Here is a 16,378-nt window from a genome sequence, read left to right as displayed (position 1 = left end):
CACCCAGACTACGGGTTCAGGTCTGCCGCCGCGCTCGGCGGCAGCGGCAACGTGGCGCGCACGGTGGTCCCGGCTCCTGGCGCGCTGACGACGTCGAGCACGCCGCCGGCCTGCAGCACTCGCGCGCGCATGCCGTGCAGGCCGTACCCGAGCCCAGCGACGTCGTTCGGGTCGAATCCGCATCCGTCGTCGATGACGGCGACGGTGACAGAGCCGGGGGAGCCGGGCCCGCCGTTGCGAAAGCGCAAGGCGACCTGGACTCTCGAGGCCGCTGAGTGTCGACGGACGTTGGCCAGCGCCTCCTGCGTGGTCCGGAGCAAGACGACCTCGTCGTTGGCCGGAAGGGACCGCGCTTCGCCCTCGGCCTGGAACTCCGCCGTCATCTCCGTCTCACGGCCCACGCGCTCCACCGCCCGTCCGATCGCTTCGACCAGGGTGGCGTCGTGCAGGCTGACCGGCGCCAGGGCGTTCACCAATGCCCGCGCCTCGGCGAGATTGTCCCGCGCGGTCGACTCCACCAGCGCCAACCGTTCTCTCGCGGCTGGCGGGTCCCGGTCGAGGGCCACCTCGATGGCCTGCGCCAGCGTCAGGATGCTGGTGAACCCCTGCGCCAGCGTGTCGTGGATCTCGTGCGACAGCCGCTCTCGCTCGGCGAGCACGCCGCGCGAGTGTTCGATCTCGGCCAGTTCGGTGCGGGTGCGCCGCAGCTCGTCGATGAGTGCCGCACGCCGTTCGGCCTGGATGAACACGCTCGTGATGAACAGACCCATCAGCAACGACAGGCCGATCTGCATGCCGATCTGCGGCGCGACCGCACGCAAGGTGGTGGTGCTCCAGCCGTCCTGGGCGAAGACGACCAGTGCCAAACCGATCGACAAGACGAACGTCGACGCCACGGCCCACCGCGTCGACAGCAGGATCCATAGGTGCGGGATCAGCCCGAACAGCAAGAAATACGCGCTGTGGATCTCGACGCCGATCAGCAGATAGAGCCCGGCCCAGCTGACCACGACCTGGACCGCCGTACGCCAGTCGCGGTCGGTTTCGGTCTCCACCTGCGGGCGGCCGGCCAGCGCGTAGACGACCGCCATGACGGCGACGACGATCAGCCCGGTCAACCGGTCTTGGCTGGACAGGTCGCCGGAACTGCCGATCAACAGCGCCAGCAGTCCCAGCAGACCGAAATAGACGACGTGAAAGCCGATGGCCGTGCGCTGCCAGAAGTTGTCCAAGTCGACCAGGCTGCTTTCGGGTGTGATGGCACCGCCCGGGCCGGCCTGGGGTGGCTCCGCCGGCGCCTCCGCCGCCGTCAGCCGTCGTCCCGCCGCTTCCACCGGAACGTCCGCACGCAGACGACCAGGCCCACGATCAGCCATGCCGACAGAATCAGCACGATCAGACCGTGCTGCCATGATCCGGACACCTCCAGGCTCTCGAACTGTTCAGGCAGGAACACCGACCGCATGCCTTGCGCCAACCACTTCAACGGGAACACCGATGCGACGTTCTGCAACCAGCTTGGCAGGTCGGTGAAGACGAAGAACACACCGGAGATGAACTGCAGGATGATCAACGGTCCCACGACCACCGCCGAGGCACTCTTCGCCGATTTCGGCACGGACGAGAACGCGATGCCCAGGACGGTGCCTGAAGCTGTTCCGAGCACGTAACACCAGGCGAACGTCAGCCACTTGCCCGCCTCGGTGGGCAAGTCGGCGCCGAGGAGCAAGGCGGCCACGGCCAGCAGGACGGCGATCTGGGCGACGCCCACGACCAGGATCATCCCGATCTTGCCGAGGAAGTACGCCACCGGCGGCAACGGGGTGCCCCGCAGGCGCTTGAGCGTGCCGTCCTCGCGTTCGATCGCCAGCGTCAGCGCCATCGTCTGGAAGCTGACCAGCGCGATGCCGGAAGCAACCATGCCGGGGAGGAAGTACTGGGCGAAATCGACTTGATTCCCGTCCGGGCCGACCTGCTCGCTGAAGGCCATCGCGAAGATGCCCAGCAGGGCGATCGGAAACAGGAACGAGAAGATGACGGCGTCGCGCTCGCGGAAGAACGTCATCAGTTCCAACCGGGTCCGGGCCAGAACGATACGGGCAAGGCCGGGCCGAGAAGGCGTAGCGCGTCGGTCCGGGGCCGTGCGGGTGAGGGTGCTCATGACGCCATGTGCTCCTGTTCGTCGGTGATGCGGCTCGGGCGGGTGTGCTGGCCGGGCTGGGCCGTCGCCGGCGTCGAACCCGTTGAATCCCCGATGAGCCGCAGGTAGACGTCCTCCAGCGTCGGGCGGCTGATGGTGAGCGAGGGCACCTCGCCACCGAAGCGAGCCGAGAGCTCGGTCACCAGCGCCGTCGGTTCGCTGGTCTGCGCGGCTCGTACCGCACCGTGTTCGGTCCAGGTCAGGACCGCATGTTCCTGGTCTCGCCCGCCCAGGCGCGCCGGCGTGTCCAGCGCGACGATCCGGCCGGCGGTGATGACGCCGACGCGGTCGGCCAGATGTTCGGCCTCGTCCAGATAGTGGGTGGTCAGGATGATGGTGGTGCCGCCGTCGGCCAGCGAGGCGATGAGGCCCCAGAACTCACGGCGAGCCTCCGGGTCGAATCCGGTGGTGGGTTCGTCGAGGAACAGCAGGTCGGGATCGCCCAGGATGCCCAGCGCGACGTCGAGCCGACGGCGTTGCCCCCCGGACAGGTGCCGGGCCCGCGTCTTTCGCTTGTCGCCCAGCCCGACGGCCGTGACGACCTCGGCGGGGTCGCGGGCGTCGGGGTAGTAGCCCGCGAAATGGTGCACCAGCTCCTCGACGGTGATCTCGTCGTGGCCCGTGGAGCTCTGCAGCACGATGCCGATGCGCTCGCGCCAGCCCGCGCCGGGCCGTTGCGGGTCGTGGCCGAGGACGCTGACCTCGCCGGCATCCCGATCGCGGTACCCCTCGAGGATCTCGACAGTGGTCGTCTTACCGGCACCGTTCGGCCCGAGCAGCGCGAAGACCTCGCCGGCGCGGATGTCGAGGTCGAGGCCGTCGACCGCGGCGACATCGGCGTACGTCTTGCGCAGGCCACGGATCCGGACCGCGTGCTCCGCTGTGGTGGCAGTTGTCGTCATGGTCACCACCCTGACCGCCGGGCACCATGCTGCGACAGCATCGAGCGGTGGGATCTGTTGTCCACCGAGTGGTGGACCCCAGGTCGTGGTCGCTGGTGGGCGCGGGTGCGGCTGATCGGGATGGTGCGTCCGCTGGTGTCGTGTCTGGCCGGTCGTGAAGATCGTCGTGGGCGAGATCGCCGTTATATCGCGCACTTTCCGGCATGACGATCTTCACGACCCGAGCGGGTCGGCTGCGGGCCGCACGACGATCTTCACGACCCGAGCGGGAAGAGCCGTCCACGTGGCTTTCTCCGAACCGGATCTCCCCGGTGGCCGCCCCCGCTGTCCGGAACAGCACGGCAGCCTTACCCCGCCTCAGCGCGGCCTTATCTAGCGACGCAGACGGATAAGCCTCCACCTAAGGCATCCTGAGCAGCGAAGATGAGGCACTCGCCCGATGCGCGCACCCCCGCCTCAGCGCGATTCTCGAATGTATCGGCGCACGAGCCGCGCCGCATAGGTCGAGGAGTTGGACGTCATGAGCATCTACGGGGACTACGCGGCACAGATCATTCAAGGTCAGCGGGCGAAGGACCTTCAGGCCCAGGCGCGGCGTGATGCCGCCGCCCGCAACGGCAGGCAGAAGAGCGACCGCAACGACCAGCGCGCCCGCGGCGCCCGATCCGGTAAGGCCGGCCGCGCACGCGTGGCCTGATCTGGTCGACGGCCCGTGATGGACCTCGCGCTGGGAAAACGCCTACAGGATTGTCGGTGCCGGGTGGCACTATGAACGATGTGAGCATTCGTGTCACCGGTCCGGCAGCCCTCGTCGGGCGTAGCGAGCAGCTGGCGGACTTGCGCAGGGCGTTCGAATCCGCGCGGTCCGGGCTGCCGGGCACGGTGCTCATCGGGGGAGAGGCCGGTATCGGCAAGAGCCGGCTCGTGGAAGAGTTCACCGCCGAAGCAACCACCTCCGGAGCTCGGTCCGTCGTCGGGCAGTCGATGCCGCTCGACGGGGAAGGTCCGGCCTTCGCGCCCATCGTCGGCATCGTGCGGGGGCTACACCACGAGTTCGGCACCGATCAGCTGTTCCAGCTCGCCGGACCCGGTGGCGAGGCTCTGGGCAGCTTGCTCCCTGAACTCGGCGTCGCACCGGTCGACGCCGCTGAGGGCCGCGGTCGGCTCTATGAGGTCGTCACGTCGCTGCTCGAACGGGTCGCCGCCGAGCGACCACTGGTCGTCGTGGTCGAAGACCTCCAGTGGGCCGACAGCGCCACGCGTGACTTGTTGCGTTTCATGGTGCGCGGGCTCCGGGACGCTCGGCTACTGCTGCTGGCCACGTACCGCACCGACGAGTTGCGCCGTGGCCATCCGCTGCGTCCGTTGCTGGCCGAGCTGGACCGGCTGCGGCAGGTGCATCGCATCGAAGTCCCCAGGCTCGGCCTTGACGATGTCCTCATCCAGGTTCGCGGTCTGCTCGGGCGCGAACCCGAGCGCGAGCACGTCGAGCGCATCCACCGTCGAAGCGAAGGCAATCCGTTCTTTGTCGAAGAGTTGACTTATGTCGACGACGACTGTGGCTGTTCGGAACTGCCGGAATCCCTCCGCGACCTGCTGCTCGTGCGTGTCGAACCGCTGTCCGAGGACACCCAGCGGTTGCTGCGCCTGATGGCGGCCGCGGGCAACCGTGTCGACCATGCCGTCCTGGCTGCGGTGTCCAGTAAACAGACCTCGGAGCTGGAAGCGTCGCTCCGGGAAGCCGTCTCCGGCGGCGTCGTGGTCGTCGACGGTGACGGTTACGCCTTCCGGCATGCGCTCCTACGCGAGGCTCTGCATGAAGACATGCTGCCCGGTGAGCACGCGCGGATGCACGCGCGTTACGCCGAGGCGCTCGAAAATCAACCTGACCTGATGCTCAACACCCCGACCGCGGCCGAGATCGCTCATCACTGGCATTCCGCGCATGACGTCGAGCGGGCTTTCAGGTGGTCGTTGACTGCGGCTGACGAAGTCGTGCGTTCCTACGCGCATGCCACGGCCCAGCAGATGCTGGAGCGGGCCCTGGAGCTGTGGGACCGCGTCGCCGAGCCCGAGGCGATCAGCGGTGGCGACCGCATCGACCTGTTGTCGCGCGCGGCCAACGAAGCCCATGAGGCCGGCGACTTCGAACGTACGCTGTCGCTGTTGAAAGAAGCGCTGCGCCTGGTGGACGAGTCTGCCGAGCCCGCTCGCGCCGGGTGGTTGATCGCCCGTCGGGCCGATGCTCAAAGCCGGGCCTCGCGCCCGGGCGCCATCGAAGGTCTCACTCGTGCGCTCGAGTTGATCCCCGCCGACGGCGAGGCCGCGACGTGGCGGGCCGAAGCTCTCGACCGGTTGGCCATCTTGTTGATGCTCGACTGGCGATTCGACGAAGCCTTGAAGACCGTCGACGAAGCCGAGTCGATGGCACGGAAAGCCGGCCTCGACCATTACGTGGCGTCTGCAGGAATCACTCGCGGCACCATATGGGTGCACACCGGCGCCCCTGAGAAGGCCATCGCCGAGATCAAACGATGCCATGCCCCGGTGCGGGCCGAACCGAGCCTGCTGTTGCGGTACTACGTCAATCTGTCCGATGCCTACAATCTGGTCGGGCGTTACCGCGACGCTGTGGACGTGGCGACCGAAGGGTACGCGAAGGCCAAGAAACTCGGCCGCAAGCGCACCGTCGGCTCCATCATGACCGGTAACGCCGTTGAACCGATGCTGGCGCTCGGCGATTGGTCGCGCGCCGAAGGCCTCATCGCCCGCGGTCTCGAGCAAGGTGCGCCGCACAAGCACGAGCGCCACGTCCGTACGTTGAAGGCCTGGCTGGCGTTGTGGCGCGGCGATGTCGCCGCGGCTGCCACGATGCTCGACGAGCTGAAGAGCATGGGTACTCGGCGGGTCGTCCTCCCACAGGACCGCCACCTCGTGGCCAGGCTCGCCGTCGACGTCGCCATGGCGCAGGACGACCCGGACCAAGCCTGGAACGAGGTCGTCGCAGCGATCGGCCCCACCGGCGAAGAGGCTCGAGCTGCTGGATACGACCTGCCCCTGATGGCCACCGCCGCGCAGGCTTTGGGAGCCCGCCACCGCCGGGCGGCCGGGCCGGGTGGGGTCCCGGACGACAGGCTCGAAGCCGATGTGGCGCTGGTCCGGCGGCTGACGGCACAGATGTCGTTGGCGTGGCCGGGCACGGTGTGGCCAGACCTGGTCGATGCCGAGCTGGCGGACTACACCGGCGCCGATCCGGTTGCGGCTTGGTCGGCCATGCTCGACGTGCTCGGTGCCGCGGAAGGCCCGGTGCATCTCGTGCCGTACTCCGGCTATCGATTGGGCAAGGCCTTGCTCGATGCAGGCGATCGTGATCAGGCGGGCGAAGTTCTGCGTTGTGCTGCCGACAAGGCTGACGAGCAGGGTGCGCTGTTGTACACGCGGTGGATCGACGAGCTGGTCCGGCGGGCTCATCTGCCGATCCCGAGCAAGGTGACCACGGCCGAGACCGAGCTGCCCGGGCTCACCGCGCGCGAATACGAGGTCCTCAAGCTGGTCGCCGAGGGTCGCAGCAATCGTGAGATCGGCGACGCGCTGTTCATCAGCGCGAAAACCGCCAGCGTGCATGTGTCGAACATTCTGGCCAAGCTCGGTGTCGCCGGACGGGGAGAGGCAGCTGCCGTCGCCTATCGGACCGGCTTGCTCGACCGCGCCGCGTCATGACCCGGGATCCGCGGCCGCCTGAGGGCTACGTCTCCAACGGGGTTATGCGGCACAAGCCGCCATCGCCTTCGGGAAGATCGGCGGCGTAGGCCTCCGAGTCGTGGCGCGGTTCGTAGCCGAGTTCGGCGCGGGCATTGGCGATGTCGAATGCCGTGCGCGTGTTGGCTGAAACGCCGAAGTACGTGCCGGTTCGAACGTCGGCCTCCAGGCAGCGGCGGACAAGTTGCTGTAGGTCCTCGGGGGCGAGCCAGCCGGGCGCGGAACCGGAGTCCACGGGCCGCGGCAAACACGCGCCGAGGCGTAGGCAGATGACCGACATGTCGGTGGTGAGGGCGGTCATGCGCCCGTACGCCTCGCTGAAGGCTTTCGTGGCGCCGTAGCGGCAGCATGGCCGGACCGGCCAGTCCGGCTCGACGACCACGCCAGGACGGACGTACCCGCCCATCGCGTGCACGGAGCTCGCGAGCACCACTCGTCGGACGCCGGCTCGGTTCGCGGCGTCGACGATGTTGACCAGCGCCTCGACGTTGGGCGCACGCAGGTCGTCCCACGACGCGTACGGCGCAGGATTGGCCGCGAGGTGCACGACGACGTCGACGCCGTCGACGACCTCCTCGGCAAACGGCCGGTTCGCCAGGTCGCCGACGGCCGTTTCGTGGCCGGCGTCGGCGGGTAGGTCACCGCGGTCGACCGCGCGGATGTGCACGCCGTCGAGCCCCGCGCGGAGCATCTCGGCGACTCGCCCGCTCGCGCCGGTCACGAGCACCTTGCGTTGCGCCACTGTCGCAGTATCTCAAGGGGCTGATGCAGCGGAGCCGCGCAGGTCGCTCCGGTGGGGCTTGGCCGAGCACCACGAGGGGAACTGTCGCGCCGAGAGGGATGCACGGGTGGTGGACCAGGGAAACACCTAGTGAACATGATCATTTCACTCACCCGCGTTGAACTTGTCGTGCATGATGTGGGAGAGTTACGCACATGTTGCATAAGCGGTGGGTTGGATCGGATGGGTCATGAAGATTCAGGATGTAGAGACCTTCGTCCTGAAGATCGCCGGCGACGAGGCCTACCTCGGCCCGCTGCGCGACGGCAGTGAGATCGGCCCGGAGTACACGGTGCGTGCGCCGTGGCGCAGCCTGTACTCCTCGCGGTTCGAGACCATGCTGGTGAAGATCACTGCCGATGACGGCACCGCGGGGTGGGGCGAAGCCCTGGCGCCGGTAGCTCCTGAGGTTCCGGCCGCGATCGTCAACCGGCTGCTCACGCCAGTCCTCACAGGCATGGACGCCACTCGGCCGCGCCCCGCGTGGGCGCAGCTGCGTGATCTCATGCGGGAACGCGGCCACCTCGGCGGGCACCAGGCCGACGCACTCGCCGCCGTCGACATCGCGCTGTGGGACCTGGCCGGCAAACTGACCGGCCGCCGCGTCGCCGACCTCGCCGGCGGCGCCTTCCGCGAGCGCCTGCCCGTCTACGTCTCCGGGCTGCCACGCAGCACCGATGCCGAACGGGCGGCGCTGGCCGCCGATTGGGTGCAGCGGGGCGCGCGCTCGATCAAGCTCCATCTCGGTCACGGCATCGATGCCGACCTCGCCACCTTCGATGCCGTGGCTGCCGCCGCGCCGTCGCTGCGTATCGCCGTCGACGCGCACTGGGTGTACACCGTGCCCGAGGCGGTTCAGCTCGCCGACGAGCTCGCTGATCGAGGTGCCTGGTTTCTGGAAGCGCCCCTCGCGCCGGAAGACGTCGTCGGCCATGCTGAGCTGGTCGCGCGGGCCCGCATCCCCATCGCCGTCGGCGAGGCGATGCGCCACCGCTACGAATTCAGCCAGTGGATCGGCTCGCGAGCCCTACGCATAGCCCAACCGGATGTGGCGCGCACCGGTATCACCGAAGCGCTGATCGTCGCTGAGCTCGCCGGCGCTGCGCACGTGCCCGTAGCGCCGCATCATTCGACCGGGATGGCCGTGGCCTGGGCCGCAGGCGTGCACTTGAGCGCGGCCATCGAACACTTCGAAGCCTTTGAATACCAACCCACATCCGCCGACGTCGGCGCCCGCATCCTGCGGCAACCACTCGAGCTGACACCGGCCGAGTTCACTCTGCCTGACGGCCCGGGCCTGGGGATTGACGTCGACGAAGAAGCAGTCCGCCGATACGCCGAGGAGTATGCGCTGACATGACCGACACCGTCCGCGGCCTGGTGCCGATCTTGGCCACCCCGTTCCAACCTGACGGCACGCTCGATCGTGCCGGGCTACGCCGGGTCGTGGAGTTCCAGCTCGACAGCGGCGTCGACGGGGTCGCCACGTTCGGTATGGCCAGCGAAGGATTCGCGCTGACGTCGGCGGAACGGCGGGTGATCCTCCGCGACATCGCCGAGGTGGTCGCCGGCGCCGTGCCGGTGGTCGCGGGCGTCAACGGCACGTCCAACGCCACTGCGCTCGAACAGGCACGAGAGGCCGCCGAAGGTGGCGCTGGGACGATCATGGTGCTGCCGCCGTTCATGGTGAAGCCCGCGCCGGATCAGATCGTCGAGTTCTACGGCCTACTCGGCGAGTTCGCCGCATCCAGCGGGATCGAGGTGATGATCCAGGACGCGCTGGGCGTGACCGGCGTGGCCATGTCGCCATCGCTGTTGGTGGAGCTCAGCAAGCTCGACGGCGTCACCTCGGTCAAAGTGGAGTCGCCGCCGACGGTGCCCAAGGTCGGCGCGGTTGTCGACGCCATCGGCGACGAGAGCGAATTCACGGTGCTCGGCGGGCAGAACGCTCAGTTCGTCCTGGACGAGTACGCCCGCGGATCCGTCGGCACCATGCCGGCGTGCGAGTTCCCCGATCTCCTCGCGCCCATCCTCACCGATTGGACGGCCGGACGGCGCTCGGACGCACGAGCAGCGTTCGCCCGCATCCTGCCGATGATCGTGCACGGCCTACAGCCGGGCCTGGCGTGGGCGGTGCACAAGGAGATCCTCGTCCGACGCGGCATCATCGAGCATGCGACCGTTCGGGCGCCGGCGCGCCCGCTCGACGCAGCAGGCCGGGCGTTGCTCGACGACGTACTCGCTCCGCTTCAGCTGTCGCGCCCCGGGTCGAACGCCGGGGCAGGAGGTGGGGTGACCGCGTCGTGAAGGTCGTGGTCGTCGGGGCCTCGTCGCCGATCGGGACGGCGATCGCCGAACGCTTCGCTGCTGCGGACGGGTCCGTCGTCGGGATCTCGCTGGAACAGGCTGGCGTCGAGGCTCTGACGGCCGACCTCACGGCGGATTGTTCGGTGCCGCAAGAAGCCACCGCGGCCATCGAGGAGGCTGTGGGCGTGCTCGGCGGGCTCGACGTGCTCGTACCGGCGGCGGGCGTCATGCCGGTGGCTACGCTGCAGCACACCTCCGACGAGCAGTGGCGACGGGCGCTGGCGGGCTGCCTCGACACGTTCGCGTTCACCGCGCGGGCGGCGCTGAGCCATCTGTGCGCTGGTGCCGGCGGTGCGATCGTGGCCGTGTCATCGGTGAACGGGTTTCTGGCCGCGCCGTGGATGGCCGCTTATGCGGCGGCCAAGGGCGGCGTGGACGCCTTGGTCCGCCAACTGGCTCTGGACTATGCCCGGCGCGGCGTGCGGGTCAACGCCGTCGCGCCGGGCCTGGTCGGCGGCGCCCAACTCCCGGACGCCGCGGGCGGCTATCCGCGCGGGCAGACCATCACCCCTGCCGAAGTGGCCGAAGCGGTCGCGTTCCTGGCCAGTCCGGCGTCGTCGGGCATCACCGGGGTGGTGCTACCCGTGGACGCCGGACTGTCGATCACCTCGCCGGCCACGTTCGCTCGCGCGGATCTGAGGGCACGGCTCGACGACCAGGGGTGAGGAGCTGGCGGGCGTCCCCCAGTCGACAAGGGGTCAGCCGCGACGGGCGCGGACGGCGGCGGCGAGCTCACCGAGCAACGTCTCGGTGGTGTCCCAGCTCATGCACGCGTCGGTGACGCTCTGGCCGTAGGTCAGCGGGCGGTCGTCGATGTCCTGACGCCCGGCGACGAGGAAGCTTTCGAGCATGACGCCGGCGATGCCGTCCTGCCCTGCGGCGATCTGGGCAGCGATCTCGCGGGCGACCACGGCTTGCCGCTCATGGTCCTTACCGCTGTTGCCGTGGCTGGCGTCGATCACCAGCCGCTCCGGCAGATCGGCCTTGTTCAGCAGCGCGAGCGCGTCCCGGACGTGGCCGTCGTCGTAGTTGGGGCCGGCCTGACCGCCGCGCAGGATCACGTGACAGTCCGGGTTGCCCGCCGTGGTGACCGCGGCCGCGCGGCCGTCCTGGTCGACGCCGAAGAAGACGTGTCCGCTCCCGGCGGTCGTACACCCGTCGACGGCGGCCTTGACGTCGCCGCTGGTGGCGTTCTTGAACCCGACCGGCATCGACAAGCCCGACGCGAGTTGACGATGCACCTGGCTCTCCGGCGTCCGGGCCCCGATGGCGCCCCATGAAACGGTGTCGGCGATGTACTGCGGGCTGATCGGCTCGAGGAACTCGCACCCGACCGGCAGTCCGGTGTCGAGCACGTGGAACAGCAGGCGGCGCGCGATGCCCAGACCGCGCTGTACGTCGAACGTCCCGTCGAGCCCGGGGTCGTTGATCAGGCCTTTCCAGCCGACCGTCGTCCGGGGCTTCTCGAAGTAGACGCGCATGACCACGCGGAGATCGGCACTGAGCTCGGCTGCGACCGGCGCGAGGCGTCGGGCGTAATCGAGAGCAGCGTCCGGGTCGTGCACCGAGCAGGGGCCGACGACGACCAGGAGGCGGTCGTCGTCCCCGGCCACGATCGCGCGGACTTCGCGACGTGTGTCCTGGACGAGCGCTGCGTGCTCGGCGTCCATCGGCAGCTCAGCCAGCATCTGCGCAGGTGGCGTGAGCGGCTGGAACTGCGTGACGCGGAGGTCACCGGTAGGGGACGGGGACTGGGACATGTCTGCAACCGTTCTTCCGTGGGGAGCGGACCGCCGGTCCTGTACCCGAGCCGGCCCGCCTCATGACGAAGGGCAGAGACTCGTGATGAGTCTCTGCCCTGCTGGCTCCGGGTGGTTCGATCGGTCAGCGCATGATGCGCCAAGCTCCACCCGGAGCCTGCGCAAAATACCGATACCGGCGAACCGCATCCATGCAGCCGACTATATCGGATCGGCCGCGATGGACCGCACGCTGGCGTGATAGCCCAGACTCGACGAGACCTGGTCGGCGTGTTCGATGACCGTCATCGACAGCTCGTCCTGGCGGTCCGGAAGGTTCATCGCCGACAGCGGCCCGGACACCGACAGTGCGGCCACGATCCGCCCGGAGCGGTCGCGAATCGGTGCGGCCAGGCAGGTCCGTCCGAAAGCCAGCTCCTCCAGCTCGGTCGCGTAGCCGCGCTGGCGAACTTCGTCCAGCGCTGCGCGCAAGCCGTCGAGTGCGGTGATGGTGTGCGGGGTGTAGCGGGGGTATTCGGTGCCGATGAGTTCGATGATCTCGTCTTCGGGCAGTTCACTGATCAGTGCCTTGCCCAGTGCGGTGGCGTGCAGCGGGCCGCCCCGGCCGATCAGTGTGGATGGGCGGGCAGCGTTGACCCCCTCGAAGTGACACAAGTAGAACAGGCTCGCCTCGTGCCGTTCGGCCACGTTGACACCGAGCCCGAGCGACGCGGCGAGGTTCTGGGCGAGTTGGCGCGACTGCTGGTGGATGGCCGACCGGTTCAGGCCGATGCCGGCGAGCGTCACGACTCGCGGGCCGATGCCGTACAGGCCGCTGCGGTCGTCGTGGACGAGGAAACCGAGATTGACCAGTGCGCCGACGAGCCTCGACACGGTGGACTGGCCCAGGCCGGTCTCCGCGACGAGCTCTGAGATGCGGCGTTCGGGATGCTCTTCGGTGAATGCCGAGAGCAGTGACAACGCGCGCTCGACACTCTGGGTGCCGCCGGCCGACTCACGAGCTTGGGCTCGGGCCACTGCTTACCTCCGTCGCCTATAGGTTTCCGGAACCGTTATCCACATAGTAGATGATGGCAGCACCACGAGGCGTTCTGCTGCACTACCAGGCTTGCATGGGTGGTGACGTTGGGAAATACCTGCTGAACATGATCATTTCAGAGTCCGCGGTGGGGCACTGCTGCTTGACACGTCGCAACATGTGCGTAACCTACTCACATATTGCATGTGACCTCCAACTAGTGCATGGGGTTTCAGGTGACACGAGCGGATCGCGTCGCGGGCGAATCGAGTGTGTATTCACCCCCGCCGGAGCGTCGCCGAATCGGTGACGGCGCGTTCGCTGTGGTTCTCACGCTGCCCGGGTTCGCGCTGTTGGTGGCCGTCGTCCTCTACCCGCTGATCTCTGCGCTGGTCACCGCGTTCTTCGAGCAGAGCCTGGTGATCCCGGGACGCGAGTTCGTCGGGTTCGACAACATCCGCGATGTGCTGGCCGGTGACTTCTGGCAGATCCTGCGCCAGACGATGGTGTTCACCGTCGGCTCGACGGCACTGCCGTTCGTCGTCGGCTTCGGCCTGGCGCTCGCCTTGAACACCGGTATCAGGGGACGGCGAGTGTTCCGCGGAGTCCTGCTCGTCCCGTGGCTCGTCCCCGGCGTCGTCGTGTCGTTCCTGTGGATGTGGATCTTCAACGCCAATTACGGCGTCGCCAACGGCGTGCTGGAGACCATCGGCGTCATCGACGAACCGCAGGCCTGGCTGGCCAGTCCCGGCACCGCCATGGCCGCGGTCATCATCGCCAAGACGTGGGCGAGCTTCCCCTGGATGATGGTGATGCTGCTGGCCGGACTGCAGACGGTGCCCAGCGATCTGCACGAGGCGGCCGAGGTGGACGGCGCGGGCACCGTACGCCGTTTCTCCTCCATCACCGTGCCGCACCTCAAGGGGATCATCGGCCTGGTGCTGCTGCTGGAGTTCATCTGGAACTTCCAGCACTTCGACATCATCTATGTGCTGACCGGCGGCGGTCCGGCCGGTACCACGCAGACGTTCGCCACCTCGGTCTACGAGACCGCCTTCCGGGGCTTCGACCTCGGGCACGCCGGCGCGCTGGGCCTGCTGTGGATGGTGATCCTGCTCGTGCTCGTCGTGATCTACGTCCGGTTCTCCGAGCGAGGTGAGCAGTCATGAGCGCGGCACTGTCCACGCGCCCGGAGACGTCGTCGACGCAGACCGCCGCGTCCGGCCGCCAGCGCCGGCGATCGCCCAGGGACCGGCGCGGTACCCGGGTGTCGGCGTGGATCGCTGTCGCGGTGTTCGGCGGGTTCGGGCTGCTGCCCGTGTACTGGCTGCTCGCGACCGCGCTCAGTCCGAACGACCAGGTGTTCCAGTACCCGCCGAAGCTGGTGCCGACCGAGATCACGTTCGAGCACTTCGCCGACTTGGCCGACGACCCGAACCTGTTCGGCTACCTGGTCAACAGTGTGATCGTCTCGGTGATCACGGCAGTGCTCAGCGTGCTCGTGTCGGCTTACATGGGCTACTCGTTCTCGAAGTTCCGCTACCGGGGCCGGCGCTCGCTGATGTACCTGGTGCTGTCGTCGCAGATGTTCCCGCAGGCGTTGCTGCTGGTGACGCTCTACGCGGTGTTCAGCGCATACGGCTTGCTCAACACGTACGCCGCGCTGGTGCTGTCGTTCACGACCTTCACGCTGCCGCTGTGCGTGTGGATGTTGAAGGGATTCTTCGACACCATCCCGGACGAACTCGTCGAAGCGGCCCGGGTCGACGGTGCGTCGCGGATGCGGATCATCCACTCGATCGTCCTGCCACTGTCGGCGCCGGGCCTGGTCGCTGCGGGCCTGTTCGCCTTCGTCCGCGGTTGGAACGACTTCATCTTCGCGCTCACCCTCGCCGGACCGGACAAACAGACATTGCCCCCCGGCCTGGTGAACACGTTCGTCGGCGAGGCGCAGACTGCCTGGCCGCAACTCATGGCGGCCTCACTCGTCGTCTCGCTCCCTGTCGTCATCGGCTTCGTCATCCTGCAGCGTTACCTCGTCGGCGGCCTGACCGCCGGCGCCGTCAAGGGCTGACCGGCAACAGCCCCCGCAATCTCGGAGGTACCCGTGTCCACCACCTACTCCCGCCGCAACGTCCTCAAGCTCCTGGGCGCCGGCGCAAGCGCAGCCGGACTCGGCGGTCTGGTCGCTTGTGCACCGTCAGCCAGCAACGACAGCAACGACAGCAACGACACCGACGACGGGGGCGAGTCCGCCGGCGGCGACAGCGACGGCGGCGGCGCGCAGGACTTCTCGTTCTCGTCCTGGTCGCTGACCGAGGAAGCGCCGAAGCCGGTGATCCAGGGCATGATCGACACCTTCGCCTCGGATCAGGGCGTGTCCATCGACACCGTCACCTACCCGTACAACGAGTACCTCAACCAGCTCACCCTGCAGGTCCGTGGTGGCCAGTTCAGTGGCGCCGCACAGCTGGACATCGCCTGGCTCGGCGCCCTGGCAGCGCTGGGCAAGCTGCGTGACCTGGGCTCCTACACCGAGGGGATCGACTACACCCCGGCGGCGCTGGGCGCCGGCTCGTACGACGGCCAGCAGTTGGGGCTGCCCTGGACCATCGGGGCGATCGGCTTGGTCGCGAACTCCGAACTGCTCCAGCAGGCGGGCATCACCGAAGCGCCGCAGCGCATCGACGACTTCGAGGCCGCGCTGGTCGAGCTCAAGGGGCTGGGCAACGGCGTCATCCCCTACGCGGCGATGACCAAGGTGGCCCAGCTCAAGGACATCTTGATCTGGATGCAGACGTTCGGCAGCCCGATCATCGAGGACGGGACCGTGACGATCGGGGACGACGCCAGCGTGGAGGCGGTGACCTGGTACAAGAAGCTCTACGACCAGGGCCTGATCGCGCCGGACGTCGACCGCTTCGACGCCCGCGCGTTGTTCGGCCAGGGCAAGGCCGCGATCTACGACGACGCCGTGGTTGGCAAGAGCGCCGTGCTCGCGGACTCGCCGGACCCGGACTTGGAGAGCAAGCTCGACCCGATGGCCCGTCCGGTACTCAACGCCGGTGACGACCCGTGCGCCCAACTGTGGGGCCACGTGATCGCGGTCGTGGAGGGCGACGGCGCCGACACCGCCGCGGAGTTCGCCCAGTGGATGACCTCCGACGAAGCGACGGTGATCGACTTCTTCGACCAGCTGTCCCTGCCGCCGACCACCGAGACCGCCCTGGCCTCCGACTCCGTCGCCGGCGACACGTTCACCGCGGCGTTCACCGAGCGGATCACCGCCACGGCCACTCCGAACCCGTTCTGGCAGTTCCCGCAGTACGCCCAGATGGAATCCGCAGTCGCCGAGCAGGTCCAGGCCGTGCTGGTCGGCAGTGCCTCGCCGGCCGAGGCGATGAAGGCCGCGGGGGAGGCCGTACAAGGCCTGATCTGACCCGTTCCGCCGCGCCGGGGGAGGTGGCGGACGCACCAAAGGCGCGTCCGCGAACGATGCTGCGCGCCTGCGCATGACGAGATCCACAGCGACTTCAGGTCCGAGACCGATGACGTCGGAGGAGAGATCCCATGACAGCGAACAGCGCCAGA

At 68.3% G+C, this 16,378-nt stretch carries 14 protein-coding genes; 8 read left to right on the top strand and 6 right to left on the bottom strand.

Features of this window, described 5'->3' with window-relative positions; translation table 11 throughout:
- Positions 1 to 8: 8 nt before the first annotated feature.
- The 3 genes from M6444_RS13870 to M6444_RS13860 are packed head-to-tail and all read right to left on the bottom strand — an operon-like array spanning position 9 to position 3,102.
- Entirely contained in the window at positions 9 to 1,376 is a 1,368-nt protein-coding gene (locus tag M6444_RS13870) for a sensor histidine kinase (protein ID WP_298328404.1), read from the bottom strand.
- The gene (locus M6444_RS13865) at positions 1,310 to 2,161 is read right to left on the bottom strand and encodes an ABC transporter permease (protein WP_298328401.1); all 852 of its coding nucleotides are present in this window, start codon (positions 2,159 to 2,161) and stop codon (positions 1,310 to 1,312) included. Before M6444_RS13865 ends, M6444_RS13870 begins: the two co-directional genes overlap by 67 nt.
- Complete coding sequence (locus M6444_RS13860) at positions 2,158 to 3,102, bottom strand: ABC transporter ATP-binding protein (protein ID WP_298328399.1); 945 nt, start codon at positions 3,100 to 3,102, stop codon at positions 2,158 to 2,160. Before M6444_RS13860 ends, M6444_RS13865 begins: the two co-directional genes overlap by 4 nt.
- Before the next feature lie 520 nt (positions 3,103 to 3,622).
- On the opposite strand from M6444_RS13860, the gene M6444_RS13855 reads away from it, so the two are divergent.
- Entirely contained in the window at positions 3,623 to 3,799 is a 177-nt protein-coding gene (locus M6444_RS13855; RefSeq protein ID WP_298328396.1) for a hypothetical protein, read from the top strand.
- An 80-nt stretch (positions 3,800 to 3,879) separates the two neighbouring features.
- Entirely contained in the window at positions 3,880 to 6,822 is a 2,943-nt protein-coding gene (locus tag M6444_RS13850) for a helix-turn-helix transcriptional regulator (protein ID WP_298328393.1), read from the top strand.
- 25 nt (positions 6,823 to 6,847) lie between these two features.
- On the opposite strand, the gene M6444_RS13845 is transcribed toward M6444_RS13850, so the two are convergent.
- A complete protein-coding gene (locus tag M6444_RS13845; protein ID WP_298328390.1) occupies positions 6,848 to 7,603 on the bottom strand; it encodes an NAD(P)-dependent oxidoreductase in 756 nt (251 codons plus the stop codon).
- 229 nt (positions 7,604 to 7,832) lie between these two features.
- On the opposite strand from M6444_RS13845, the gene M6444_RS13840 reads away from it, so the two are divergent.
- From M6444_RS13840 to M6444_RS13830, 3 genes are read left to right on the top strand one after another with little or no spacing between them, the layout of a single operon-like run.
- Positions 7,833 to 9,002, top strand: coding sequence for a mandelate racemase/muconate lactonizing enzyme family protein (locus M6444_RS13840; protein ID WP_298328386.1), 1,170 nt, complete (start codon positions 7,833 to 7,835; stop codon positions 9,000 to 9,002).
- Positions 8,999 to 9,949: a dihydrodipicolinate synthase family protein gene (locus tag M6444_RS13835; RefSeq protein WP_298328381.1), complete on the top strand. Its 951-nt coding sequence runs from the start codon at positions 8,999 to 9,001 to the stop codon at positions 9,947 to 9,949. The genes M6444_RS13840 and M6444_RS13835 overlap by 4 nt, the downstream gene beginning before the upstream one ends.
- Entirely contained in the window at positions 9,946 to 10,674 is a 729-nt protein-coding gene (locus M6444_RS13830; protein ID WP_298328378.1) for an SDR family oxidoreductase, read from the top strand. Before M6444_RS13835 ends, M6444_RS13830 begins: the two co-directional genes overlap by 4 nt.
- A gap of 33 nt (positions 10,675 to 10,707) precedes the next feature.
- Here the strand turns inward: M6444_RS13830 and M6444_RS13825 are convergent, their stop codons facing one another.
- Together M6444_RS13825 and M6444_RS13820 are read right to left on the bottom strand one after the other, a co-directional pair.
- Positions 10,708 to 11,769, bottom strand: a complete 1,062-nt coding sequence (locus M6444_RS13825; protein WP_298328375.1) for a 3-deoxy-7-phosphoheptulonate synthase — start codon at positions 11,767 to 11,769, stop codon at positions 10,708 to 10,710.
- 201 nt (positions 11,770 to 11,970) lie between these two features.
- On the bottom strand, positions 11,971 to 12,786 hold the full coding sequence (locus tag M6444_RS13820; RefSeq protein WP_298328372.1) for an IclR family transcriptional regulator: 816 nt from the start codon (positions 12,784 to 12,786) through the stop codon (positions 11,971 to 11,973).
- 273 nt (positions 12,787 to 13,059) lie between these two features.
- Between M6444_RS13820 and M6444_RS13815 the strand changes: the two genes are divergently transcribed.
- Genes M6444_RS13815 through M6444_RS13805 form a run of 3 tightly spaced genes read left to right on the top strand, consistent with a single transcriptional unit; the run spans position 13,060 to position 16,226 of the window.
- Positions 13,060 to 13,956, top strand: coding sequence for a sugar ABC transporter permease (locus tag M6444_RS13815; protein WP_363326374.1), 897 nt, complete (start codon positions 13,060 to 13,062; stop codon positions 13,954 to 13,956).
- Positions 13,953 to 14,861, top strand: a complete 909-nt coding sequence (locus M6444_RS13810) for a carbohydrate ABC transporter permease (protein ID WP_298328366.1) — start codon at positions 13,953 to 13,955, stop codon at positions 14,859 to 14,861. Before M6444_RS13815 ends, M6444_RS13810 begins: the two co-directional genes overlap by 4 nt.
- 33 nt (positions 14,862 to 14,894) lie before the next feature.
- Positions 14,895 to 16,226, top strand: coding sequence for an extracellular solute-binding protein (locus tag M6444_RS13805; RefSeq protein ID WP_298328363.1), 1,332 nt, complete (start codon positions 14,895 to 14,897; stop codon positions 16,224 to 16,226).
- Positions 16,227 to 16,378 lie beyond the last annotated feature (152 nt).

This window comes from Haloactinopolyspora sp. (assembly GCF_027324685.1).
Taxonomy (GTDB): Bacteria; Actinomycetota; Actinomycetes; order Jiangellales; family Jiangellaceae; genus Haloactinopolyspora.
The sequence above is the reverse complement of the archived record's forward strand: the minus strand, read 5'-3'. Positions and strand labels throughout refer to the sequence as shown.

Excerpts from the sequence above, each read along its gene's own strand:
- M6444_RS13870 (WP_298328404.1), bottom strand. The coding sequence starts at position 1,376 with ATGGCTGATCGTGGGCCTGGTCGTCTGCGTGCGGACGTTCCGGTGGAA.
- M6444_RS13865 (WP_298328401.1), bottom strand. The coding sequence starts at position 2,161 with ATGAGCACCCTCACCCGCACGGCCCCGGACCGACGCGCTACGCCTTCT.
- M6444_RS13860 (WP_298328399.1), bottom strand. The coding sequence starts at position 3,102 with ATGACGACAACTGCCACCACAGCGGAGCACGCGGTCCGGATCCGTGGC.
- M6444_RS13855 (WP_298328396.1), top strand. The coding sequence starts at position 3,623 with ATGAGCATCTACGGGGACTACGCGGCACAGATCATTCAAGGTCAGCGG.
- M6444_RS13840 (WP_298328386.1), top strand. The coding sequence starts at position 7,833 with ATGAAGATTCAGGATGTAGAGACCTTCGTCCTGAAGATCGCCGGCGAC.
- M6444_RS13835 (WP_298328381.1), top strand. The coding sequence starts at position 8,999 with ATGACCGACACCGTCCGCGGCCTGGTGCCGATCTTGGCCACCCCGTTC.
- M6444_RS13825 (WP_298328375.1), bottom strand. The coding sequence starts at position 11,769 with ATGTCCCAGTCCCCGTCCCCTACCGGTGACCTCCGCGTCACGCAGTTC.
- M6444_RS13810 (WP_298328366.1), top strand. The coding sequence starts at position 13,953 with ATGAGCGCGGCACTGTCCACGCGCCCGGAGACGTCGTCGACGCAGACC.